The following is a 20,922-nucleotide window of genomic DNA, read 5'->3' as shown; positions in this document are numbered from 1 at the left end:
CTCTTGCGTCCTGACCCTCACCCGGACTTCGTCCGGGGCGACCCCCAGGATGACGGAGATCACGCACCCCGCACATGTGAGCTGCGTCAAAGCCCGACGGTGAACGAGCGGCGAGGTGGCGGCGAAGTATCGCAGGCTGATCGCCGAAAAGGGCGGTTTTGCGGAAGCGCGTTGCACAAGCGATGCAACCCGATGTTGGTCATCGGGTCCTGTGATGCGGGATAATGACCTGGAAGCAATGTGTTCGATGCCGGTGACGTGTGCTCCCGATCAGGGGCCGTCGGCTGACGAAGAGCTGGTTTCAGGAAGGGGAACAAGCATGGCGGCCATGAAGCCGCGGACGGGCGACGGCCCGCTCGAGGTGACCAAGGAGGGGCGGGGCATTGTCATGCGCGTTCCGCTCGAAGGCGGCGGTCGGCTTGTCGTCGAGCTGACCCCGGACGAGGCCGAAGCACTCGGCGACGCCCTGAAGCAGGTAGTCGGCTGACGCGACAAGCCAGGATTGTCCACTCCTGCCCCGGCACGGTACCCACCGCGCCGGGGCAGGGGTGTGTCAGGGGTGGGCGCGGCTCCCGCGGCCCCGAGGCCTCAGCCCCGTCGCACCGCACACAGCAGGCCGTCGCCCACCGGCAGCAGGGAGGGCAGCAGCTCCTGGCTCTCGCGGACCGTGCGCAGCAGCTCGCGCACCCGCAGCACCTCGGCGGGCTGGGCCGCCGAGTCGACCGTCCGGCCGTCCGCGAAGACGCCCTCGAAGCAGACCAGACCCCCCGGTCGCAGCAGGCGCAACGATTCAGCGAGGTAGTCCAGGCACTCCAGCCGGTCGCCGTCGCAGAAGACGAGGTCGTATCCGCCGTCCGCGAGCCGCGGCAGCACGTCCAGCGCGCGACCCGGGATGAAACGCGCCCGGTTCCCGGCGAAGCCCGCCGCCCGGAAGGCCGTCTTCGCGAACTGCTGACGCTCCGGCTCCAGGTCCACCGTCGTCAGGACCCCGTCCGGCCGCATCCCGTGCAGCAGGTAGATCCCGGACACCCCCGTGCCCGTACCGATTTCGGCCACCGCTTTCGCGTCCGCCGTGGCCGCCAGCAGGCGCAGAGCGGCGCCGGTGCCCGGAGACACCGAGGGCAGCCCTGCCTCCCGGGCCCGGTCACGGGCCCAGCGCAGCGCTTCGTCCTCGGCGACAAAGGCGTCGGCGAACGCCCAGCTCGTCTGCCGGTTGGCGGTAATGGCCCTCTCCTGTCCCCGTAGTTGGCGCAACGGTGACTGTATCCGCTGCACGCGGGAACCCGCAGATGGGACCGCGCGTTCTGAGAAGGCGGGACGCGATACGGAGCGCAGGCTCGGCCGGCCCCAAATTCGCGTAAAGATTCTTATCCGGAGCTAACGGGCGAGGTGGCTATGGTAGGGGCTCCACTGGACACCACCAGAGCCGATAGGGGAGGTGCGGCTGCGCCTGTGGATCGGGGAGGAGTGCTTCGGCGTCTTCTCAGGTCGGCAGGTGAGCCGAAATCCGTGACCGACACCGCTGACCGAATCCACACCGCCGACTCCGCTCCCACCACCGCGACCTTCGCATCGGATGCGGAATCGCAGGCGTGGACTCCGCCCACCTGGGAGGAGATCGTCAGCACGCACAGTGGCCGGGTCTATCGCCTCGCCTACCGGCTGACCGGCAACCAGCACGACGCCGAGGACCTCACGCAGGAGGTCTTCGTCCGCGTCTTCCGCTCGCTGTCGACGTACACGCCGGGCACCTTCGAGGGCTGGCTGCACCGCATCACCACCAACCTCTTCCTCGACATGGTCCGCCGCAAGCAGCGGATCCGTTTCGACGCGCTCGCCGACGACGCGGCCGAGCGGCTGCCCAGCCGCGAGCCCTCGCCGCAGCAGGCGTTCAACGACACCCACTTCGACGCCGACGTCCAGCAGGCTCTCGACACCCTCGCGCCCGAGTTCCGGGCCGCCGTCGTCCTCTGTGACATCGAAGGACTCTCGTACGAGGAGATCGCCGCGACGCTCGGCGTGAAGCTCGGCACGGTCCGCAGCCGTATCCACCGCGGGCGCTCCCACCTGCGCAAGGCGCTGAAGCACCGTTCCCCCGAGGCTCGGGCGGAGCGCGCGCTGGCCGCCGTCGGCTGGGAGGGCGGTACGGCGTGAACACACGTCCTGCCGGCCCGACCCCCGCGGAGCAGCACCTCGGGGACCGGCTCGCGGCGCTGGTCGACGGGGAGCTCGGCCACGACGCCCGCGAGCGGGTCCTCGCGCACCTCGCGACCTGTGCCAAATGCAAGGCGGAGGCCGACGCCCAGCGCACGCTGAAGAGCGTCTTCGCCTCCACCGCACCCCCTCCGCCCTCGGAGGGGCTCCTCGCCCGTCTCCAGGGGCTGCCCGGGGGCCCTGGTGATCCGGGGGGCGACGACCGTCGGGGACCCTTCGACGATCTCTTCGGCCTGGGCGGACCCGGTGGGTCCGGCGCGGCCGGCGGGGTGAAGTCCGACGGCTTCGCCACGGCCGTCGTCTCCCCGCACTCCGGTTTCCGTATCCACGCGGTCGGCGGCCGTCCCGACCAGGACCGTTCGCCCTGGCGCGGGCGACGCTTCGGCATCGCGGCGGCCAGCGCGGTCTCGTTCGCCGCGATCGCGCTCGGCGGGGCCCTTCCGCTGGAGTCCTCGGTGAACGTCGGCGCGCGCGGCGAGGGCACGGGCAACACCGTGACCCCGCTGCGGGCCGCCGCCTCGGGCGGCGGCACCGGCTCGAACCCGGGCACCGGCTCGGGTACGAACGTGGGCGCGACCACGGGTCGCGGCGGGCGCTCGGGAGAGAGGTCTGTCACGGCCTCCTCGACCGGGCCCGTCGGCACGCCGCTGTCGGCGCCCGGTGTCGTGGCGCCCGGACCCCTGGTGCCCGGTGAGGCGACCCCCGCGGTGGCCGGCCGGCTCCAGGACCAGGCTCCGCCGTCGCTGCTGGCCCTCTCGCCGTTCATACGGCCGACGGGACCGGCGCTGCACCTGGCGTTCACGTCCGGGCTCAACACGCTCGGCGCCCCGACCGCCACCGCGGCCCCGACCACGTCGACGGCCTCCGGCTCGTCGACGATCCCGCTCACCTCCCAACGCTGACCCGGGACCTGGTTGAATCCAGGTCACGAGTGCCCGACGCAGTCGGGCGCGGACAGGCCAGCTGTTGCGGGGAGAGCATGAACGACGGGAAGCCCACCGGCCAGAAGCCGAAGTGGTGGAGCCGGCCCACGACGCCGTCGGCCGGGGGTCACCCCGGACGGGGGCAGGCCGAGATATCGGAGCCGCCGGCCACGGACGAGGGAGACTTCACGCTCGCCGCACCCGCGGCCACGGACGGCCCCGCGGTCTCCGAGCCACCCGCCGACGCGGCACCCGCGGACCAGGGCGCGTCCCTGGGGCAGGTCCAGGACCAGGCCGACGTCTCGGGCCAGGACCGGGACCAGGCCGACGTCTCGACCCAGGACCGGCTCCGGAAGCCGGACCAGGACCAGGTCACGATCCCGAACCGGGATCACGGCGCGATCCCGAACCAGGACCAGGTCGCGCTTCCGAACCAGGACCACGTCGTCCCGGACCAGGACCACGGCCTGATCCCGGACCATGACCAGGGCCCGGTTCCGGCTCATGTCTCCGGCGAGGTCCATGCCCAGGCCCCGGCTCACGATGCCGTGCCGCCCCTCGCCACGGTTCCGGGCTCCGGGGCGGACACGGCTCCCGGGCCCGTCGCCGCGCCGCAGCCGCTTCACGAGCCCGACGAGTACCGGACCCCGCCCTACGGCGGGCCCGGCCCCTGGGCGCCCGCCCCGCCGGTGCAGCACCCGGTGACGACTCCGGCCCACGGGGTCGCCGTACCTCCGCAGCCCGCACCCCCGCAGGCCGCGCCCGCGGCGCCCCACCCGGCGCCCGCACCGCAGCCGATGCCGCAGCATGCCGCGCCACAGCCCCACCCCCAGCCTCAGCAGCCCGCGCAGTGGGTGCAGTACGACCCCTGGGGCGCCCCAGGGGCCGCCGCTGGCACCCCGCTCTCCCCGCTGACCATCGGCGCGGAGCCGCCCGTCAAGCGGCGCCGCTCCCGGCGCGGACTCGCGCTCACGGGCGCGCTGGTCTTCGCGATGATCACGGGCGTGCTCGGCGGCGCGGTCGGTGCCTACGTCGAGCGCCACGGGGGCATCAGCACGATCGAGCTGCCCCAGGCCGACGTCGAGGACTCCGGACGCGCCCCCGACAGCGTCGCCGGTATCGCCGCCAGTGCCCTGCCCAGCGTGGTCACCCTCCACGTCAGCGGCGGCGGCGCCTCGGGCACCGGCACCGGCTTCGTCCTGGACACCCAGGGCCACATCCTGACCAACAACCACGTGGTCGACGCGGCCTCCTCCTCCGGGGACATCTCGGTCACCTTCAGCAGCGGTGAGACCGCGAGCGCCAAGCTGGTCGGCAAGGACAGCGGCTACGACCTCGCCGTCGTGAAGGTCACCGGCGTGTCGGGGCTCAAGCCCCTGCCGCTGGGCAACTCCGACAACGTGCGGGTCGGCGACCCCGTCGTGGCCATCGGCGCCCCCTTCGACCTCCAGAACACCGTCACCTCCGGCATCATCAGCGCCAAGGAGCGGCCCATCACGGCCGGCGGCGAGAAGGGCGACGGCAGCGACGTCAGCTATGTCGACGCGCTCCAGACCGACGCGCCGATAAACCCCGGCAATTCGGGCGGTCCGCTGGTCGACTCGAAGGCCCGGGTCATCGGCATCAACAGCGCCATCCGCGCCGCCGGTGGCGGCGAAGGCGGCGAGAGCGGCGGCCAGTCCGGCTCCATCGGCCTGGGCTTCGCCATCCCGATCAACCAGGGCAAGCGGGTCGCCGAGGAGCTGATCAACACCGGCAAGGCCACCCACCCCGTGATCGGTGTGAGCCTCGACATGCAGTTCAACGGCGACGGCGCGCGCGTGGGGGAGAAGGGCAAGGACGGCTCGGCCTCCGTCACCCCCGGCGGCCCGGCCGCCAAGGCGGGCGTCCGTCCCGGCGACGTGATCACCAAGGTCGACGGCCAGCGGGTGCACAGCGGCGAGGAGCTGATCGTCAAGATCCGCGCCCACCGCCCGGGGGACCGGCTGGAGCTGACGCTGACGCGCGGTGGCAAGGAGCAGACCAAGACGTTGACGCTCGGTTCCTCGCAAGGCGACTGAGCGCCATGTGGGAGACACCGCAAGGTACCCGCCCGGCGGTTTCGGCGGGTACCGTGGAGCGGGCCCCGGACCCCGTGTAAGGAGCAGCAAGGTGTTCAACGACCTAGGCATACTCGAGCTCGTGACGCTCGTGGTCCTCGCTGTGCTCGTTTTCGGCCCGGACAAGCTGCCGAAGGTCATCCAGGACGTCTCGCGCTTCGTCCGGAAGGTCCGGGACTTCTCGGAGAGCGCGAAGGCCGACATCCGCACCGAGCTGGGGCCCGAGTTCAAGGACTTCGAGTTCGAGGACCTCAACCCGAAGACGTTCCTGCGCAAGCAGCTCGACGGCAACGAGGACTTCAAGGAGCTGAAGGAGCTGCGCGGCAGCTTCGACCTCAAGAAGGAGATGAACGAGGTCGCCGACGCGGTGCACGGCCGCGAGACGGAGACCCCGTCGGTTCCGGCCGCCGTTGGGGGCACCTCCCGTGCCGAAGGCCACGGGGGAGGTTCACCGGACCTCCTCAAGAAGCAGGACAAGCCGGGCACGGGCGAGCGGCCGCCGTACGACTCCGACGCGACCTGACCACCTGGGCTGACACCACCGGACGCACACCGGTGGCTATCCTCCATCTGTTGTCCGCCGACGCGGGCACAACGGATCGAGGAGGCGGCCGAGATGGAGACGACGAGTCGGGTGGAGGGAGTGCCCGCTGCCCGGCGCACGGCCGAAGGCTTTCTGCGCGCGCCCTTCACCTGGTACGGACTTGACGAGGCGTTCACCGGGCCTCGCTGGCTGATGCAGGTCGGCACGGCGGCGGACGGGACCGTCCAGCACGGGTCGATGGGCCACGGGGACGAGCCGTCCATAAAGTCCGACGCGAGCGGGGTCGAGAAGGAGCGCTTCGCGGTCGTCGTGACGGTCGCCGCGAACCCGGTGAGGCGCTCTGCCGACGGTACGGGGGTCCTGGACGCCACCACGGTCGCCTCGGCCGCCTGGCTGGCCGGCTCGGGGCTTCTCGCGTACACCTGGCCGGCGCAGCTGGATCACACGCTGCGGGACGACTGGCTGGACCAGCAGACGGAGACGGCCTTCGAGCTCGCGGACGACCTGACGGGGCCGGAGTGGTCGACGCTCTCGCTGCCGGTGGACGGGGTTCCGGTGCCGTTCCACTACCGGGAGTCGGAGTTCGGGTGGGTGCTGGCCGGGTCCGCGGGTGAGGTGCACATCGGGGCGTACGGGCGCGGCATGAGCGCGTACGGGTTGGGTTTCTCGGGCGTCGAGGACCTCGACGCGTACGCGTAGACCCGAGGCGCGCAGGCACGACGAAAGGGGCACCCCGGACCGGGGTGCCCCTTTTCGCGTCGCGCGGCCGGCCGGAGGCCGGTGGGCGGGTTGTGCCCACCCTGCGGAACGGCGGCCCGCGACCGGGCCGCCGTGTTCTAGAACTTGTTGCGCGGGGTGATGCCCAGGCTCATGCCCGACAGGCCCCTGGCGCGGCCGCCGAGCTTGCCGGCGATGGCGCGGAGGGCCGAGCCCGCGGGGGAGTCCGGGTCGGTCAGGACGACCGGCTTGCCCTCGTCGCCGCCCTCGCGCAGGCGGACGTCGATCGGGATGGACCCGAGGACCGGGACCGTCGCGCCCGTGGTCCTCGTCAGGCCGTCCGCGACCCTCTGGCCACCGCCCGTGCCGAAGACGTCGACCATCTCGTCGCAGTGAGGGCACGGCAGGCCCGACATGTTCTCGACGACGCCGACGATCTTCTGATGGGTCTGGACGGCGATCGAGCCGGCGCGCTCGGCGACCTCGGCCGCCGCCTGCTGCGGGGTCGTGACGACCAGGATCTCGGCGTTCGGCACCAGCTGTGCCACCGAGATCGCGATGTCGCCGGTGCCCGGGGGCAGGTCGAGCAGCAGGACGTCCAGGTCGCCCCAGTACACGTCCGCGAGGAACTGCTGGAGCGCGCGGTGGAGCATCGGGCCGCGCCACACGACCGGGGCGTTGCCCGGGGTGAACATGCCGATGGAGATGACCTTCACGCCGTTCGCGGACGGCGGCATGATCATGTTCTCGACCTGGGTCGGACGGCCGTCCGCGCCCAGCATCCGGGGCACCGAGTGTCCGTAGATGTCGGCGTCGACGACACCGACCTTCAGCCCGTCCGCGGCCATCGCCGCGGCGAGGTTCACGGTCACCGAGGACTTGCCGACGCCGCCCTTGCCGGAGGCGACCGCGTACACGCGGGTCAGCGAGCCGGGCTTGGCGAATGGGACCTCACGCTCGGCCGTCGTGCCGCGCAGCGCCGCCGCCAGCTCCTTGCGCTGTTCGTCGCTCATCACGTCGAGCGTCACGTCGACGCCGGAGACGCCCTCGACCCGGGAGACCGCGTCGGTGACGCGCTGGGTGATCGTGTCGCGCATCGGGCAGCCGGAGACGGTGAGATAGACCGTGACGGCGACCCTGCCGTCGGATCCGATCTCCACCGATTTGACCATGCCGAGCTCGGTGATCGGTTTGTTGATCTCGGGGTCGTTCACCGTCGCCAGTGCTTCACGCACCGCGTCTTCCGTAGCCATATGGAGATGGTACGGCGCGGACCACCGGCGCCGGAAAGTCTCTCAGCGGTCGGGTACGTCACTTCCGCGATCGCCGGCGGGGGGGAATAGATCGCGAGGACCCCGGTGGCCGTCGCTCCGCTCCTCCATCTCCTTGATCAGATCCTGGAGCTCCGAGCGGATCCAGTCGCGGGTCGCCACCTCTCCCAGACCCATCCGCAGCGCCGCGATCTCCCGGGTCAGGTACTCGGTGTCGGCGATGGACCGCTCGTTCTGCTTGCGGTCCTGTTCGAGATTGACCCGGTCCCGGTCGTCCTGGCGGTTCTGGGCGAGCAGGATCAGCGGGGCCGCGTACGAGGCCTGGAGCGACAGGGCGAGCGTCAGGAAGATGAACGGGTACTCGTCGAACTTCAGTGACGACGGCGCGAAGATGTTCCACAGCACCCAGACGATGATGGTGATCGTCATCCAGACGATGAAGCGTCCCGTCCCCAGAAAGCGCGCGATCCGCTCGGAGATCCGGCCGAAGGCCTCCGGGTCGTACTCCGGCAGCAGCCTGGCCCGCCGCTCGCGCGGGAGGTCGAGCCGGATCCGCGGCATGGAGCGCTCGCGCTCCCTCTCCTGCGCACGCTCAGCCCCCATGCGCGGCCTCCTCGCCGTGGAACTCCGTCTCCCGCCAGTCCTCCGGCAGCAGATGGTCGAGTACGTCGTCGACGGTGACCGCGCCGAGCAGCGACCCGCTCTCGTCCACCACCGGCGCCGCGACCATGTTGTACGCGGCGAGATAGCTGGCGACGCCGGGCAGCGGGGTGTCCGGGGACAGCGGCGGCAGATCGCTGTCGGCCAGCGAGCTGACCAGCGTGAACGGCGGGTCGCGCAGCAGCCGCTGGAAGTGCACCGTGCCCAGGTACTTGCCCGTCGGGGTCTCGTCCGGCGGCCGGCAGACGTACACCTGCGCCGCGAGCGCCGGGGACAGGTCCTGCTGGCGTACGCGCGCCAGGGCGTCCGCGACCGTGGCGTCGGGGCGCAGCACGATCGGCTCGGTCGTCATCAGGCCGCCCGCGGTCCGCTCCTCGTACGACATCAGCCGGCGCACGTCGGCGGCGTCGTCGGGCCGCATCAGGGTGAGCAGCCGTTCCTTGTCCTCCTCCGGCAGTTCGGAGAGCAGGTCGGCGGCGTCGTCCGGGTCCATCGCCTCCAGGACGTCGGCGGCCCTCTCCTCCTTCAGCTTGCCCAGGATCTCGATCTGGTCGTCCTCCGGCAGCTCCTCCAGGACGTCGGCGAGCCGGTCGTCGTCGAGGGCGGCGGCGACCTCGGCCCGCCGCTTGGGGGAGAGGTGGTGCAGCACGTTGGCCAGGTCGGCGGGGCGCAGCCGCTCGAAGGTGGCGACCAGGTTCTCGGCGCCCTGGCCCTCCTCCTCCAGCGAGAAGCCGGTGACGGCCGACCACTCCACGGTCAGGGTCTCGCCCTTGCGGCGCAGCGCGCCCGGCTTGCCGCGCCGTACGAAGACCTTGTCGATCTCCCAGTCGCGGCGGGCCGGCAGCTGCTGGATGGCCACGTCCAGGACGGTGACCTCCTCGTCCGTCTCCACGAGCCGCACCCGGCGGTCGAGGAGCTCCCCGAGGACGAGCCGTTCGGTGGGGCGCTGCTCGAAGCGGCGCATGTTGACCACGCCCGTGGTGATGACCTGGCCGGACTCGACGCCGGTGATACGGGTCATCGGGACGAAGACGCGGCGGCGGCTGAGGACCTCGACGACCATGCCGAGCAGCCGGGGCGGCCGGCGGCCGCCCACCCGGAGCATGGCGACGAGGTCGCTGACCCGGCCGACCTGGTCACCGTTGGGGTCGAACACGGGGACGCCGGCGATGTGCGAGACGAAGACCCGGGGGGCGCCTGCCACCATGCCACGCGCCTCCTCGATGTCGCACGATTCGGGTCATTGCCGAGATATGCCGGGTTCAGGCTAGCCCGTGCCCTTCCGTGGCGCCCCGGCAGAGCGCCCGTACGGCTGCCTGCGGGGACGACGCGCCGCCCGGGTACGCTGCGGTCTGCCGTCCCCCCCACCGACGACATTCGAGAGGCAGCGCAGGTGACCGCACTCCCCACTGCATCGCGCATCCGCCGGGCCGTCCTGCCCGTGGCGCTCTGCGCCGGGCTCGTGGCGGGTCTGACCGCCTGCGCATCGGACCCGGACGAGGGGACGAACGGGGTCGGGAAGCTGGAGGCGACCGTCATCGAGCAGAAGGCCCAGTCCGCGGCCGATGCGGCGAAGGCGGTACGGCTGGCCGGGACCCTGGTCAGCAAGGGCGGCACGTACAAGCTGAACATGCGGCTCAAGCAGGACGGCGCGAGCGGTTCGGTGACGACGAAGAACAGCACGTTCGAGCTGCTGCGGATCGGCGAGGCGCTCTATCTGAAGGCCGACGCGGGGTTCTGGGCGCACGACGAGGGGGCGTCCGACGGCAAGGCGAACGGTGGCTCGGCCTCCGGCGGCGCGGAGCCCGAGGCGCCGACCGAGTCGGACAGCGAGGCCGCCGACAAGCTCGACGACAAGTACGTGAAGGTGCCGCAGGACGACCCCTCGTACAAGCAGCTGCGCGGCTTCACCGACATGGACCTGCTGCTCGACGGGCTCATCGGGCTGCACGGCGACGTCGTCAAGGGCGACCGCGACAAGATCGGCGGCATCCGCACGGTCAAGGTCAAGGGCGGCGAGGACGGCGAGGGCGGCACGCTGGACGTCGCCCTGGAGGGGACTCCGTTCCCGCTCCAGTTCGCGCGCGGTGGTGGTGCGGGGGTGGTGGTGCTGTCCGAGTGGGACAAGGACTTCCCGCTGGAAGAGCCGTCGAAGGACCAGACCCTGGACTACGGCAAGCAGTTGCCCCGTACGTGAGGCGCCGCGTCGGGCCGGCGCCCGCGTGGTTGAGGTACCGCGTCGGCCGGCGCCCGCGTGGGTGAGGCCCACGTCGGGGCAGCGCCCGCGCGCGTGAGGGCCCCGCGTCGGGTGTCAGCGCTTGCGGCGCTTCAGGAGCAGGCGGGGCAGCGCGGCCGGTACCGGGCGCCTCGTCGTGGCGTCCGACGGCTGCGGGACCGCCGCCAGGGACCCGTCCGGCAGCTCGGTCGTCGAGTCCCGCGGAGTGAGCCGCAGCACCCGGCACTCCCGCGCCCACCGGTCCGGCATCGCCTCGCCGTCCGTCGCGTTCAGGCGCTTGCCCTTCAGCTCGGCGACCGCGGCGTCCCACTCCTCCGTACCCGGAGCCAGTTCGCTCACCGCGGCCGTCCAGGCGACGATCCGGCCGCCCTTGTCCTTGCTGCGGACCGTGACCTCGGCCGTCGCGCCGTCGACGAGGCCGGGGAGCGGCTGCTCGCCCGGGCCGTCGCCCACGACGTGCGCCGCGCCCTCGTGCCAGACGTGCCACAGCGCCCGGGCCGCGGGGGCGTCGCCCCGGACCCAGATGAGGCCGGACTTCTTGGTGGCCTCCTCGACGAGGGCGAGGCCCAGCAGCGTGTCTGTCATGCCCCGCAGCCTATCCAGTGCCGAACGGTGCGCCGCCTAGAGCCAGCCGTTGCGCTTGAGGGTGCGGTGGATGGCGAAGCAGGCCGTGGCGATGCCGACGAGCACCATCGGGTAGCCGTACTTCCACTCCAGCTCCGGCATGTGGTCGAAGTTCATGCCGTACACCCCGCAGACCGCCGTCGGGACGGCGATGATGGCCGCCCAGGAGGTGATCTTGCGCATGTCCTCGTTCTGCGTGACGGTCGCCTGGGCCAGGTTGGCCTGGAGGATCGAGTTGAGGAGTTCGTCGAAGCCGACGACCTGCTCCTGTACGCGCGCGAGGTGGTCGGCGACGTCGCGGAAGTACTTCTGGATGTCCGGGTCGACCAGCCGCATCGGGCGCTCGGACAGCAGCTGCATCGGGCGCAGCAGCGGGGTGACGGCCCGCTTGAACTCCAGTACCTCGCGCTTGAGCTGGTAGATCCGGCCGGTGTCGGTGCCGCGCGTGGAGCCCTTGGCGGGCGGGGAGAAGACGTCGATCTCGATCTGGTCGATGTCGAGCTCGACCGCGTCGGCGACCGCGATGTAGCCGTCGACGACATGGTCGGCGATGGCGTGCAGGACGGCGGAGGGGCCCTTGGCGAGCAGTTCGGGCTCGCCCTGGAGGCGGTGGCGCAGGTTGCGCAGTGAACCCTGGCCGCCGTGCCGGACGGTGATGACGAAGTCGGGGCCGGTGAAGCACATCACCTCGCCGGTCTCGACGACCTCGCTGGTGGCGGTGAGCTCGGCGTGCTCGACGTAGTGGATCGTCTTGAAGACGGTGAAGAGGGTGTCGTCGTACCGCTCCAGCTTGGGCCGCTGGTGGGCGTGGACGGCGTCCTCGACGGCGAGCGGGTGGAGCCCGAACTCGGCGGCGATACCGGCGAATTCGGACTCGGTCGGCTCGTGCAGACCGATCCATGCGAAGCCGCCGCTCTCCCGCACCTGGCGCATGGCGCCGCGGGGCGTCAGGCAGGCGCGGTCGTCGATGCGACGGCCGTCGCGGTAGACGGCGCAGTCGACGACGGCGCTGGAGGCGGAGGGGTCGCGGGTGGCGTCGTAGTTGGCGTAGGGGGAGGCGAGGGTGGAGCCGCCCTTGCGCAGCGAGGGGCGCAGGGAGGGGCGGACCGCGGCACGGAGGTCACGGATCATCGACATTTGGCATGCTCCTTCACGGAGAAGCCGTCGGCGAGGCGTGGCACAGCCCGGAATGGGGACGTGGAGCTACGTCGTCCACAAAGCGGGCGGCACCGCGGGATCGCGGTGACGGCGTTCGCTACAGACAGGCAAAGGCGAAGTGCTCTTCCGTCGTGCGAGATGCCGGATGACGGGGCGGACCGGGGTGCGGAAGGCCTCAGATCACCGGGAGGAACGCACCGGGCTCGGGTGCGGGGCGGAAGAGCGGTTGGTACTGCCCGATCGACTTCGATCCACGCAGCCCCACCTCCTCCAGCCGGTCCCCCATGGGGGATGACGAGTAGTCGGGAGTCCCGACCAGCGGCCAAGACTATCAGCCGACAGAGGGTCAATCCCTTCCTTTGCCCGTTCCGTACGCGCTTTATGCTCGCGTCATGGGAGAAGTTCTTGCTCTGGTCGAGGCCCGGCTACGTACGGCGCTCGGTGAACCGGACGCGCGGGCCGCGGTGACGTTCCTCGGTACGGATCGGATCGAGGTGCTCCGCTTCGTCGACGGCGATGTCGTGCGGTACGCCACCCTCGGTATGTCCGCGCACCCGATGACCGATCCGACGTCCGCGCTCGCCGACCCCGTGAAGGGCCCGCGCGCGGAGTTGGTGCTGTCGGTACGGGGCGGGCTCGCCGACACCGACAAGGTGCTGCGCCCGCTCGCCGTCCTCGCCTCGACCCCGCAGGTCGAGGGCGTGGTGGTGGCCGCCGGCGCCTCGCTCGACGTGGGTGAACCCCTGTGGCCGGGGGCCCCGTTCAGCTCGGTCCTCGTCGCGGAGCCGGGTGGTCTGGTGGAGGACCTGGAGCTCGACGAACCGATGGAACCGGTGCGGTTCCTGCCGCTGCTGCCGATGACGTCCAACGAGGCGGCGTGGAAGCGGGTCCACGGCGCGGAGGCGCTCCAGGAGCGCTGGCTGACGAACGGCACGGATCTGCGGGACCCGCTGCGCAGGTCCGTGTCGTTGGACTGAGGGCGCGCCGCCCTCGCGTGGGTGCGTCGGTGGGTGAGGCGTACACGGAACGGGCCGGTCGAGTCGATGTGTGTCTACGGCATCTATTACTGGGGGTGAACTGGTCGGTCCGGACGGGTGATCGTCCTTGACGTGGACGCGGTGGGGTAGGACCGTTGGGCTCTATGAGGGGCGAACCCAGTTGCCCGAAGTGTGGTGGCCGGGTCAGGGCGCCCGGTCTTTTTGCCGACTCGTGGCAGTGCGACGTGCACGGCTCGGTGCACCCGCTGCAACCCGTGATCCCGCCCAGCGTCGAGGCCCTCGGTGTCGTGGTGCACCGGACCCAGGTGCCCGTGTGGATGCCGTGGCCCCTGCCCGTCGGATGGCTCTTCACCGGGGTCGCCTACGCCGGCGACGACCGCAGCGGAGGGCGCGCTACGGCCGTCGCCTGTTCCGGTCCCGGGCCGCTCGGCGGGATCGGTGAGCTGCTGCTCGTCGCGGAGGAGCTCGGCGTCGGACTCGGTGCGCGGTACGCCGGGATCGACGGACCCGACCCCGGTCCTCACATGGCCATCGAGAAGGCCGCCCAGACGAAGGTGCTCGCGGCCGGCCGCCCGACGCCGCTCTGGCACGTGAACGGAGCGCCGCAGGACCGCGCCGTGTTCGCGGGGGAGGCGCGCGGGCTGTGGCTCTGGGCGATCGTGTGGCCCGAGCAGTCCGGACTGCTGATGTACGACGAGCTGGTGCTGACGGATCTGCGGGACGCGGGCGCGGAGGTCGAACTGCTGCCGTGCGGGGCGCTGACGCCGCGTTTGCTGACGTAGAGGGCCCGCCGGGCCCGGGCCTGCGGGCGGGACGCCGCGGGGGCGGGGGTGTTCGATTCCCCCGTTATGCTGGAGCGTCCCCTTCGTCCGCCCCGAGCCCTGGAGTACCGCGTCGTGCGCATCGATCTGCACACCCACTCCACCGCCTCGGACGGTACGGACACCCCGGCCGAGCTGGTCCGCAACGCGGCGGCCGCCGGACTCGACGTCGTCGCCCTCACCGACCACGACACGACGCGTGGGTACGCCGAGGCGATCGCCGCGCTTCCCGCGGGGCTGACCCTCGTCACCGGAGCCGAACTGTCCTGCCGGGTCGACGGGGTCGGGCTGCACATGCTCGCCTACCTCTTCGACCCCGAGGAGCCCGAGCTGGCCGCCGAGCGCGAGCTGGTCAGGGACGACCGGGTGCCGCGCGCCCGCGCGATGGTCGGCAAGCTCCGGGAGCTCGGCGTCCCGGTCTCCTGGGAGCAGGTCGCCCGGATCGCGGGGGACGGCTCGGTGGGCCGCCCGCACGTCGCGGAGGCGCTCGTCGAGCTCGGCGTCGTACCCGACGTGTCCGGAGCGTTCACGCCGGAGTGGCTGGCGGACGGCGGACGGGCGTACGTGGAGAAGCACGAGCTCGACCCGTTCGACGCGATCCGGCTCGTCAAGGCGGCCGGCGGCGTCACGGTCTTCGCGCACCCGCTCGCCGTCAAGCGCGGCGAGGTCGTGCCGGAGTCCGCGATCGCGCGGCTCGCGGAGGCCGGCCTCGACGGCATCGAGGTGGACCACATGGACCACGACGAGGCGACGCGGGCGCGGCTGCGGGGGCTGGCGAAGGAGCTCGGGCTGCTGACGACGGGCTCCAGCGACTACCACGGCAGCCGCAAGACGTGCCGCCTCGGGGACTTCACCACGGATCCCGAGATCTACGGCGAGATCACCCGCCGCGCCACGGGCGCCTTCCCGGTCCCGGGCACGGGCGGACCGGCGTAGTCCCTACCGGGACCACCAACCGGAGACCCCCACGCCGACCCTCCCGGGGCCTTGCCCCGGGAAGCCCTGCGTCCCCCGCGACCCGGCCCTGACGGAGCCCTCCGTCGAAACCCTCGTGGAACCCGACTGGGGCCGGAGCCCCTGAGGGAGCCGACTGGGACCACCTGAGGGAGCCGTTGTCGGAGCCTTTGCGGGACCCGACTCGGCCACCTGACGGAGCCGTCGTCGGCGCCCCTGCGGGGCCCGACTCGGCCCCGACGGAGACCTTCCGGAACCCTGCCGGATCCGACCCGGCCCCTGACGGAGCCTTCCTCGGACCCTGCGAGACCCGACTCGGTCACCTGACGGAGACCTTCCCGGAGCCCTGCGGAACCCCGGTCCGGGGCCCGGCGGTCCCGGCGGAGGCCTTCCGGCGGCGAGCCGCCCGGGGCGCTGGGCCGGTGGGTTCCTGACGGCCTCCGTATGGTCCGGCGTTCGTCCTCGGTGGTCGCCGGGCCGGTTCGGGCGGTCCCGTCGGGTGCCGTCCGGTGGTCTCCGGCCGGGGCCTCCCGCCGGTCCCGGCGAAGGCCCACTCCGGAGCGTCCGGGATGCCGCCCACGCTCTCCACACGCCGCCCGCCAAGGGCGCCGCGTCCCCACCCCTCGTACACCCCATATCGCAAGGCTCAACGTGTTCGACGTCGCCGTATTCGGCTCGCTCTTCCTGACCCTGTTCGTGATCATGGATCCCCCTGGGATCACCCCGATCTTCCTCGCCCTCACCTCCGGACGGCCCGCCAAGGTCCAACGGCGCATGGCCTGGCAGGCCGTCGCCGTGGCCTTCGGGGTCATCACCGTCTTCGGGATCCTCGGGCAGCAGATCCTCGACTATCTGCACGTGTCCGTCCCCGCGCTGATGATCGCGGGCGGTCTGCTCCTGCTGCTCATCGCGCTCGACCTGCTCACCGGCAAGACCGACGAGCCCAAGCAGACCAAGGACGTCAACGTCGCCCTCGTCCCCCTCGGGATGCCGCTGCTCGCCGGGCCCGGCGCGATCGTGTCCGTGATCCTCGCCGTGCAGCACGCCGACGGCGCCTCCGCCCAGGTCTCGGTCTGGGCCGCCATCGTGGCCATGCACGTCGTGCTCTGGCTGACCATGCGCTACTCGCTGGTGATCATCCGCGTCATCAAGGACGGCGGCGTCGTGCTCGTCACCCGGCTCGCCGGGATGATGCTGTCGGCCATCGCCGTCCAGCAGATCATCAACGGCGTCACCCAGGTCGTCCAGGGCTCCTAGGGAGCCTGGGACCCCCAGGACGCCACTGCGCCCCCGTACGGATTCCGGTTCACGGAGTCCATGCGGGGGCGCGGTGCGTCTGAGCGTTGCCTTGCTACGAGGCCGTGGTGTCGGCCGGGCGGATCCAGATGCGCTGGCCGATCGATGCGGCCTGCTGCACGATCCGGTTGACGGAGGCGGCGTCCACGACGGTCCGGTCGACGGGCGTGCCGTCGATGTCGTCCAGTCGCAGGATTTCGAAGCGCACAGGCTTCTCCCTTCGTCTGAGTTGATCCTCCTGCTGGAGAACTGCGATGCGAGTTACACCTGTCCAACGGGATGCAGCCTGCAAACATTCCCTACGCTAAGGAAAATTTTCGAATGACTAACTACTAAGCGGTAGGGGACGTTGGCCATGGAGCCGGGACCGGCGGAGAATGAGGCCCGTATGAACGACGCAGAGATACCTCAGACGGCGCCCGGCGACCCGGTCCACGACCTCGCCGCCCGCCTGGAGCGCACCAATGAGCTCCTCCAGCGGATGCTCGCCGAAGTGGCCAAGACCCCCTCGACGCATGCCATCTTCGTCGACGCGGGTTACGTCTATGCTGCGGCCGGGTTGCTGGTGGCGGGCACCGAGGACCGTCGCTCCTTCGACCTTGACGCCGAGGGACTGATCGAGGCCTTCATCGACAAGGCCCGCACGATCTTCGCGGACAGCCGGCTGCTGCGCGTCTACTGGTACGACGGCGCACGGCGCAGGATCCACACCCCCGAGCAGCAGTCGATCGCCGAGCTGCCCGACGTCAAGGTCCGCCTCGGCAACCTCAACGCCAACAACCAGCAGAAGGGCGTCGACTCCCTCATCCGCTCCGATCTGGAGTCCCTCGCCCGCCACCGCGCCATCAGCGACGCCGCCCTCGTCGGAGGCGACGAGGACCTCGTCTCGGCCGTCGAGGCGGCCCAGGGGTACGGGGCCCGCGTCCACCTCTGGGGCATCGAGGCCGCCGACGGCCGCAACCAGGCCGAGCCGCTGCTCTGGGAGGTCGACAGTCAGCGCACCTTCGACCTCGACTTCTGGCGCCCCTACGTCACCCGGCGCCCCGTCACCACGTACGAGAACGAGGGCGAGCCGCCGCCCTCGCGCGACGAGGTCCGCTTCGTCGGCGCCCAGATCGCCGCTACCTGGCTCGTCGAGCGAGGCCCCGACGCCCTGGCCGAGCTGCTGCCCGGGCATCCGTATCTCCCGGGACCGGTCGACCAGGACCTGCTCATCGAGGCGGAGAGGCTCCTCAGCCGCTCCCTGCGGGGACACGCGGCGCTGAGAAGGGCGCTGCGGGACGGGTTCTGGCAGCACATCCAGGCCCAGTTCTGACGGCCGGCCCGCCGGGGCGCTACGAGCAGCGTTCCCAGAACGCGGTCAGCCGGTCGGCCAGCTCCTGCGGGTGGGACACGTTGGGGGAGTGCCCCGCACCCGCGACCACCGTGTGATGCGCCCCGGTCCGCCGCGCCGCCTCCGCGAGGGCCGCCGTCGGCCAGACCATCTCCTCGTCCCCGTACGCGATGTGCAGCGGCACGGTCAGCTGCGCCAGTTGAGCCGTGCCGTCCCGGTCGCGCCTCAACAGCCGCCCCGTGGCGGACAGTTGGACGATCCGCGTACGCATCCAGCGGCGCCGCAGGAAGCTCACGATCTCCGGCGGGTCGGTCACGCCCGGCTCCTCGCCCCGGCTGTCCAGCCAGCGCGTCGCCAGCCAGACGCGCTCCTTGGGCAGCAGCGCGAGCGCCCCGCGCAGCACCCGGACGCGGACGCGCTGCGGCCGGGCCACCCGGCCGGGCCCCGACGAGAGCAGGGTCAGCGAGAGGAACGCCTCCGGTGCCACCGAGACCGCGGCCCTCGCCACCAGCCCGCCGAAGGAGTGGCCCAGAAGGTGCACGGGCCCTTCGCCGAGCGCGAGGGCCTGCGCCACGGCGTCGAGCGCCAGCGCACGCCGGCTGTACGCGCCCCGGTGCCGCGGTCCCGGGCTCTCGTGCTGGCCCCGGCCGTCGACCGCGACGGCACGGTAGCCGGCGTCGCTCAGCGGCCCGAGCAGCGCGAGGAAGTCCTCCTTGCTGCCGGTGTAGCCGGGCAGCAGCAGCACCGTTCCGCGGGCCTCGCCCTCGGGCACGGTGTCCAGGACGGCGAAGACGCCGCGGGCCGTCATCAGCCGGTAGGCACGGGTGCGCGGCGGCGGTGCCAGGGACCGGGGCTTGCTCATAGAGGGACTGTAACCGCTGTTCGAAAGGGGTCGGACAGCACGGCGGCCCGGCCCCTGAGCAGGGACCGGGCCGCCGAGTGCGGTGCGACGACGCGTCAGCTCTCGGGCTGCGCGGCCGCGGCCTTCTTCGTCGTGCGGCGGCGCGGGGCCTTGGGGGCCTCGGCCGTCTCGGTGGCCTCCGCCGGAGCGGCGGCCGCCTTCTTCACCGTGCGGCGGCGCGGCGCCGCCTTCGGCTCCGAGGCGTCGGGGGCCTCGGCGGCGACGGTCTTCTTCGTCGTACGGCGACGGGGAGCCTTGGGAGCCTCCTCGACGACCGGGGCGGCCTCGACGACCGGGGCGGCCTCGACGGCCACGGGGGCCGTCTCGACGACCGCGGCGGCGGCCTTCTTCGTCGTACGGCGACGAGGCGCCTTCTTGGGCTCCTCGACCGTCTCGACCGGGGCGACGATGGCGACGGTCTCCACCGGTGCGGACGCCGCGAGGGCGGCGGCGGCCGTCTCCGGAGTCTGGAAGGACACGGTCTCGTCGGCCTTCACGATGCGCGTACGGCGACGGCGTGGAGCCTTGGGGGCCTCCTCGACCGCGGGAGCCTTGGCGGCGGCGGGAACCACCGGAGCGGCGGGAGCCTTGGCGGCGGGAGCCTTCGTGGCCACGGCGACCCGGGCCGCGGGAGCCTCGGTCACCGGGGCGACGGTGGCCTCCGCGACCGGCACGCCCGTCGCGCCGGCCGTACGGGTACGGCGACGGCGGCGCGGGGTGCGCGGCTCCGCGGCGGCGTCCTCCGCCACCGGAGTGGCGACGGCGGCCGCCGTCTCGTCCACGGTGGATCCGCCACGCGTACGGCGGCGCTGGCGCGGGGTGCGCGTACGCTCCGGACGCTCCTCGGCAACCGGTGCGGCGGCCTTCTTGCGACCGCGCCCGCCGGGCTCGCCCAGGTCCTCCAGCTCCTCCGCGCCCAGACCCGCACGGGTCCGCTCGGCGCGGGGCAGGACGCCCTTGGTGCCCGCCGGGATGTCCAGCTCCTCGTACAGGTGCGGGGAGCTGGAGTACGTCTCCACCGGCTCGTGGAAGTCCAGCCCGAGCGCCTTGTTGACGAGCTGCCAGCGCGGGATGTCGTCCCAGTCGACCAGGGTGACGGCCGTGCCCTTGGCGCCCGCGCGGCCGGTGCGGCCCACGCGGTGGAGGAACGTCTTCTCGTCCTCGGGCGACTGGTAGTTGATGACGTGCGTGACGCCCTCGACGTCGATACCGCGAGCGGCGACGTCGGTGCAGACGAGCACGTCGACCTTGCCGTTGCGGAACGCGCGCAGGGCCTGCTCGCGTGCGCCCTGGCCGAGGTCGCCGTGGACCGCGCCGGAGGCGAAGCCGCGACGCTGCAGCTGCTCGGCGATGTCGGCCGCCGTGCGCTTCGTACGGCAGAAGATCATCGCGAGCCCGCGGCCGTTGGCCTGCAGGATGCGGGAGACCATCTCCGGCTTGTCCATGGAGTGCGCGCGGAAGACGTGCTGCTTGATGTTGGCGACGGTGACGCCCTCGCCGTCGGGCGACGTGGCGCGGATGTGCGTCGGCTGCGACATGTAGCGACGGGCCAGACCGATGACGGCGCCCGGCATGGTCGCCGAGAACAGCATGGTCTGACGCTTCGCCGGAAGCATGTTCATGATCTTCTCGACGTCGGGCAGGAAGCCCAGGTCGAGCATCTCGTCGGCCTCGTCGAGGACGAGGGCCTTGACGTGCGACAGGTCCAGCTTGCGCTGGCCGGCCAGGTCGAGCAGGCGGCCCGGGGTGCCGACGATGACGTCGACGCCCTTCTTGAGCGCCTCGACCTGGGGCTCGTACGCCCGGCCGCCGTAGATGGCGAGCACGCGGACGTTACGGACCTTGCCGGCGGTCAGCAGGTCGTTGGTGACCTGGGTGCACAGCTCGCGCGTGGGGACGACGACCAGGGCCTGCGGGGCGTCGGTCAGCTGCTCGGGCTTGGCCCGGCCGGCCTCGACGTCCGCGGGGACGGTGACGCGCTCCAGGAGCGGCAGACCGAAGCCGAGCGTCTTGCCGGTGCCGGTCTTGGCCTGGCCGATGACGTCGGTGCCGGAGAGCGCGACCGGAAGGGTCATCTCCTGGATGGGGAAGGGGGACACGATGCCGACGGCTTCGAGCGCCTCGGCCGTCTCGGGAAGAATCCCGAGCTCTCGGAAAGTCGTAGTCAGGGTGC

The 20,922-nt window shown here is 72.0% G+C and carries 21 protein-coding genes; 12 read left to right on the top strand and 9 right to left on the bottom strand.

Features of this window, described 5'->3' with window-relative positions:
* Positions 1-319 precede the first annotated feature (319 nt).
* Positions 320-487, top strand: a complete 168-nt coding sequence (locus tag ACFQ7Q_RS18895) for a DUF3117 domain-containing protein (RefSeq protein WP_006346801.1) — start codon at positions 320-322, stop codon at positions 485-487.
* 101 nt (positions 488-588) lie between these two features.
* On the opposite strand, the gene ACFQ7Q_RS18890 is transcribed toward ACFQ7Q_RS18895, so the two are convergent.
* Positions 589-1,254 (bottom strand): O-methyltransferase, encoded by a 666-nt coding sequence (locus ACFQ7Q_RS18890; protein ID WP_383556307.1) that lies wholly within the window; start codon positions 1,252-1,254, stop codon positions 589-591.
* Positions 1,255-1,395: 141 nt separating this feature from the next.
* On the opposite strand from ACFQ7Q_RS18890, the gene sigE reads away from it, so the two are divergent.
* The 5 genes from sigE (at position 1,396) to ACFQ7Q_RS18865 (ending at position 6,479) form a co-directional block, all read left to right on the top strand.
* Positions 1,396-2,154 (top strand): RNA polymerase sigma factor SigE, encoded by a 759-nt coding sequence (gene sigE, locus ACFQ7Q_RS18885; protein WP_329116361.1) that lies wholly within the window; start codon positions 1,396-1,398, stop codon positions 2,152-2,154.
* A complete protein-coding gene (locus ACFQ7Q_RS18880; protein ID WP_383556275.1) occupies positions 2,151-3,116 on the top strand; it encodes an anti-sigma factor family protein in 966 nt (321 codons plus the stop codon). Before sigE ends, ACFQ7Q_RS18880 begins: the two co-directional genes overlap by 4 nt.
* A 77-nt stretch (positions 3,117-3,193) precedes the next feature.
* On the top strand, positions 3,194-5,197 hold the full coding sequence (locus ACFQ7Q_RS18875; protein ID WP_383556273.1) for a trypsin-like peptidase domain-containing protein: 2,004 nt from the start codon (positions 3,194-3,196) through the stop codon (positions 5,195-5,197).
* Between the two features lie 91 nt (positions 5,198-5,288).
* Positions 5,289-5,759, top strand: a complete 471-nt coding sequence (locus ACFQ7Q_RS18870) for a sec-independent translocase (RefSeq protein ID WP_383556271.1) — start codon at positions 5,289-5,291, stop codon at positions 5,757-5,759.
* Between the two features lie 93 nt (positions 5,760-5,852).
* The gene (locus ACFQ7Q_RS18865; RefSeq protein ID WP_383556269.1) at positions 5,853-6,479 is read left to right on the top strand and encodes a hypothetical protein; all 627 of its coding nucleotides are present in this window, start codon (positions 5,853-5,855) and stop codon (positions 6,477-6,479) included.
* Positions 6,480-6,616: 137 nt separating this feature from the next.
* On the opposite strand, the gene ACFQ7Q_RS18860 is transcribed toward ACFQ7Q_RS18865, so the two are convergent.
* From ACFQ7Q_RS18860 to ACFQ7Q_RS18850, 3 genes are read right to left on the bottom strand one after another with little or no spacing between them, the layout of a single operon-like run.
* Positions 6,617-7,750, bottom strand: a complete 1,134-nt coding sequence (locus ACFQ7Q_RS18860; RefSeq protein ID WP_383556267.1) for an Mrp/NBP35 family ATP-binding protein — start codon at positions 7,748-7,750, stop codon at positions 6,617-6,619.
* Between the two features lie 42 nt (positions 7,751-7,792).
* Entirely contained in the window at positions 7,793-8,371 is a 579-nt protein-coding gene (locus tag ACFQ7Q_RS18855) for a DUF1003 domain-containing protein (RefSeq protein WP_383556264.1), read from the bottom strand.
* Positions 8,361-9,635, bottom strand: a complete 1,275-nt coding sequence (locus ACFQ7Q_RS18850) for a magnesium transporter MgtE N-terminal domain-containing protein (RefSeq protein WP_383556262.1) — start codon at positions 9,633-9,635, stop codon at positions 8,361-8,363. The genes ACFQ7Q_RS18855 and ACFQ7Q_RS18850 overlap by 11 nt, the downstream gene beginning before the upstream one ends.
* A gap of 186 nt (positions 9,636-9,821) precedes the next feature.
* Between ACFQ7Q_RS18850 and ACFQ7Q_RS18845 the strand changes: the two genes are divergently transcribed.
* The gene (locus tag ACFQ7Q_RS18845; protein ID WP_383556260.1) at positions 9,822-10,625 is read left to right on the top strand and encodes a hypothetical protein; all 804 of its coding nucleotides are present in this window, start codon (positions 9,822-9,824) and stop codon (positions 10,623-10,625) included.
* Positions 10,626-10,739: 114 nt separating this feature from the next.
* Here the strand turns inward: ACFQ7Q_RS18845 and ACFQ7Q_RS18840 are convergent, their stop codons facing one another.
* Both ACFQ7Q_RS18840 and ACFQ7Q_RS18835 read right to left on the bottom strand, forming a co-directional pair.
* Positions 10,740-11,249, bottom strand: coding sequence for a hypothetical protein (locus ACFQ7Q_RS18840; RefSeq protein WP_383556257.1), 510 nt, complete (start codon positions 11,247-11,249; stop codon positions 10,740-10,742).
* A gap of 36 nt (positions 11,250-11,285) precedes the next feature.
* Positions 11,286-12,425, bottom strand: coding sequence for a magnesium and cobalt transport protein CorA (locus tag ACFQ7Q_RS18835; protein ID WP_383556254.1), 1,140 nt, complete (start codon positions 12,423-12,425; stop codon positions 11,286-11,288).
* Positions 12,426-12,838: 413 nt separating this feature from the next.
* On the opposite strand from ACFQ7Q_RS18835, the gene ACFQ7Q_RS18830 reads away from it, so the two are divergent.
* The 4 genes from ACFQ7Q_RS18830 to ACFQ7Q_RS18815 all read left to right on the top strand — a co-directional run bounded on the left by ACFQ7Q_RS18830 (position 12,839) and on the right by ACFQ7Q_RS18815 (position 16,476).
* The gene (locus tag ACFQ7Q_RS18830) at positions 12,839-13,423 is read left to right on the top strand and encodes a suppressor of fused domain protein (protein WP_383556252.1); all 585 of its coding nucleotides are present in this window, start codon (positions 12,839-12,841) and stop codon (positions 13,421-13,423) included.
* A gap of 164 nt (positions 13,424-13,587) precedes the next feature.
* Positions 13,588-14,226, top strand: coding sequence for a DUF6758 family protein (locus ACFQ7Q_RS18825; RefSeq protein WP_383556250.1), 639 nt, complete (start codon positions 13,588-13,590; stop codon positions 14,224-14,226).
* Between the two features lie 114 nt (positions 14,227-14,340).
* Complete coding sequence (locus ACFQ7Q_RS18820) at positions 14,341-15,201, top strand: PHP domain-containing protein (protein ID WP_383556304.1); 861 nt, start codon at positions 14,341-14,343, stop codon at positions 15,199-15,201.
* Between the two features lie 669 nt (positions 15,202-15,870).
* The gene (locus tag ACFQ7Q_RS18815) at positions 15,871-16,476 is read left to right on the top strand and encodes a MarC family protein (RefSeq protein ID WP_383556248.1); all 606 of its coding nucleotides are present in this window, start codon (positions 15,871-15,873) and stop codon (positions 16,474-16,476) included.
* Positions 16,477-16,570: 94 nt separating this feature from the next.
* Here the strand turns inward: ACFQ7Q_RS18815 and ACFQ7Q_RS18810 are convergent, their stop codons facing one another.
* A complete protein-coding gene (locus ACFQ7Q_RS18810; RefSeq protein WP_318103221.1) occupies positions 16,571-16,723 on the bottom strand; it encodes a hypothetical protein in 153 nt (50 codons plus the stop codon).
* 180 nt (positions 16,724-16,903) lie between these two features.
* Between ACFQ7Q_RS18810 and ACFQ7Q_RS18805 the strand changes: the two genes are divergently transcribed.
* Positions 16,904-17,830, top strand: coding sequence for an NYN domain-containing protein (locus ACFQ7Q_RS18805; protein WP_383556246.1), 927 nt, complete (start codon positions 16,904-16,906; stop codon positions 17,828-17,830).
* Between the two features lie 19 nt (positions 17,831-17,849).
* On the opposite strand, the gene ACFQ7Q_RS18800 is transcribed toward ACFQ7Q_RS18805, so the two are convergent.
* Together ACFQ7Q_RS18800 and ACFQ7Q_RS18795 are read right to left on the bottom strand one after the other, a co-directional pair.
* Positions 17,850-18,710 carry an alpha/beta fold hydrolase gene (locus ACFQ7Q_RS18800; protein WP_383556244.1) on the bottom strand — a complete coding sequence of 287 codons (861 nt, stop codon included), beginning with the start codon at positions 18,708-18,710 and terminating at the stop codon, positions 17,850-17,852.
* 95 nt (positions 18,711-18,805) lie between these two features.
* Positions 18,806-20,824 carry a DEAD/DEAH box helicase gene (locus ACFQ7Q_RS18795; RefSeq protein WP_383556241.1) on the bottom strand — a complete coding sequence of 673 codons (2,019 nt, stop codon included), beginning with the start codon at positions 20,822-20,824 and terminating at the stop codon, positions 18,806-18,808.
* Positions 20,825-20,922 lie beyond the last annotated feature (98 nt).

Source organism: Streptomyces sp. NPDC056527 (assembly GCF_042794475.1).
In the GTDB taxonomy this organism is placed as follows: domain Bacteria; phylum Actinomycetota; class Actinomycetes; order Streptomycetales; family Streptomycetaceae; genus Streptomyces.
This window is presented reverse-complemented; position numbering and strand designations above follow the sequence as displayed.

What these genes read in the sequence shown, in the direction of transcription:
- ACFQ7Q_RS18895 (WP_006346801.1), top strand. Translation starts at nt 320, where the DNA reads ATGGCGGCCATGAAGCCGCGGACGGGCGACGGCCCGCTCGAGGTGACC.
- sigE (WP_329116361.1), top strand. Translation starts at nt 1,396, where the DNA reads ATGGTAGGGGCTCCACTGGACACCACCAGAGCCGATAGGGGAGGTGCG.
- ACFQ7Q_RS18875 (WP_383556273.1), top strand. Translation starts at nt 3,194, where the DNA reads ATGAACGACGGGAAGCCCACCGGCCAGAAGCCGAAGTGGTGGAGCCGG.
- ACFQ7Q_RS18865 (WP_383556269.1), top strand. Translation starts at nt 5,853, where the DNA reads ATGGAGACGACGAGTCGGGTGGAGGGAGTGCCCGCTGCCCGGCGCACG.
- ACFQ7Q_RS18860 (WP_383556267.1), bottom strand. Translation starts at nt 7,750, where the DNA reads ATGGCTACGGAAGACGCGGTGCGTGAAGCACTGGCGACGGTGAACGAC.
- ACFQ7Q_RS18855 (WP_383556264.1), bottom strand. Translation starts at nt 8,371, where the DNA reads ATGGGGGCTGAGCGTGCGCAGGAGAGGGAGCGCGAGCGCTCCATGCCG.
- ACFQ7Q_RS18850 (WP_383556262.1), bottom strand. Translation starts at nt 9,635, where the DNA reads ATGGTGGCAGGCGCCCCCCGGGTCTTCGTCTCGCACATCGCCGGCGTC.
- ACFQ7Q_RS18840 (WP_383556257.1), bottom strand. Translation starts at nt 11,249, where the DNA reads ATGACAGACACGCTGCTGGGCCTCGCCCTCGTCGAGGAGGCCACCAAG.
- ACFQ7Q_RS18835 (WP_383556254.1), bottom strand. Translation starts at nt 12,425, where the DNA reads ATGTCGATGATCCGTGACCTCCGTGCCGCGGTCCGCCCCTCCCTGCGC.
- ACFQ7Q_RS18830 (WP_383556252.1), top strand. Translation starts at nt 12,839, where the DNA reads ATGGGAGAAGTTCTTGCTCTGGTCGAGGCCCGGCTACGTACGGCGCTC.
- ACFQ7Q_RS18825 (WP_383556250.1), top strand. Translation starts at nt 13,588, where the DNA reads ATGAGGGGCGAACCCAGTTGCCCGAAGTGTGGTGGCCGGGTCAGGGCG.
- ACFQ7Q_RS18805 (WP_383556246.1), top strand. Translation starts at nt 16,904, where the DNA reads ATGAACGACGCAGAGATACCTCAGACGGCGCCCGGCGACCCGGTCCAC.
- ACFQ7Q_RS18800 (WP_383556244.1), bottom strand. Translation starts at nt 18,710, where the DNA reads ATGAGCAAGCCCCGGTCCCTGGCACCGCCGCCGCGCACCCGTGCCTAC.
- ACFQ7Q_RS18795 (WP_383556241.1), bottom strand. Translation starts at nt 20,824, where the DNA reads ATGACCCTTCCGGTCGCGCTCTCCGGCACCGACGTCATCGGCCAGGCC.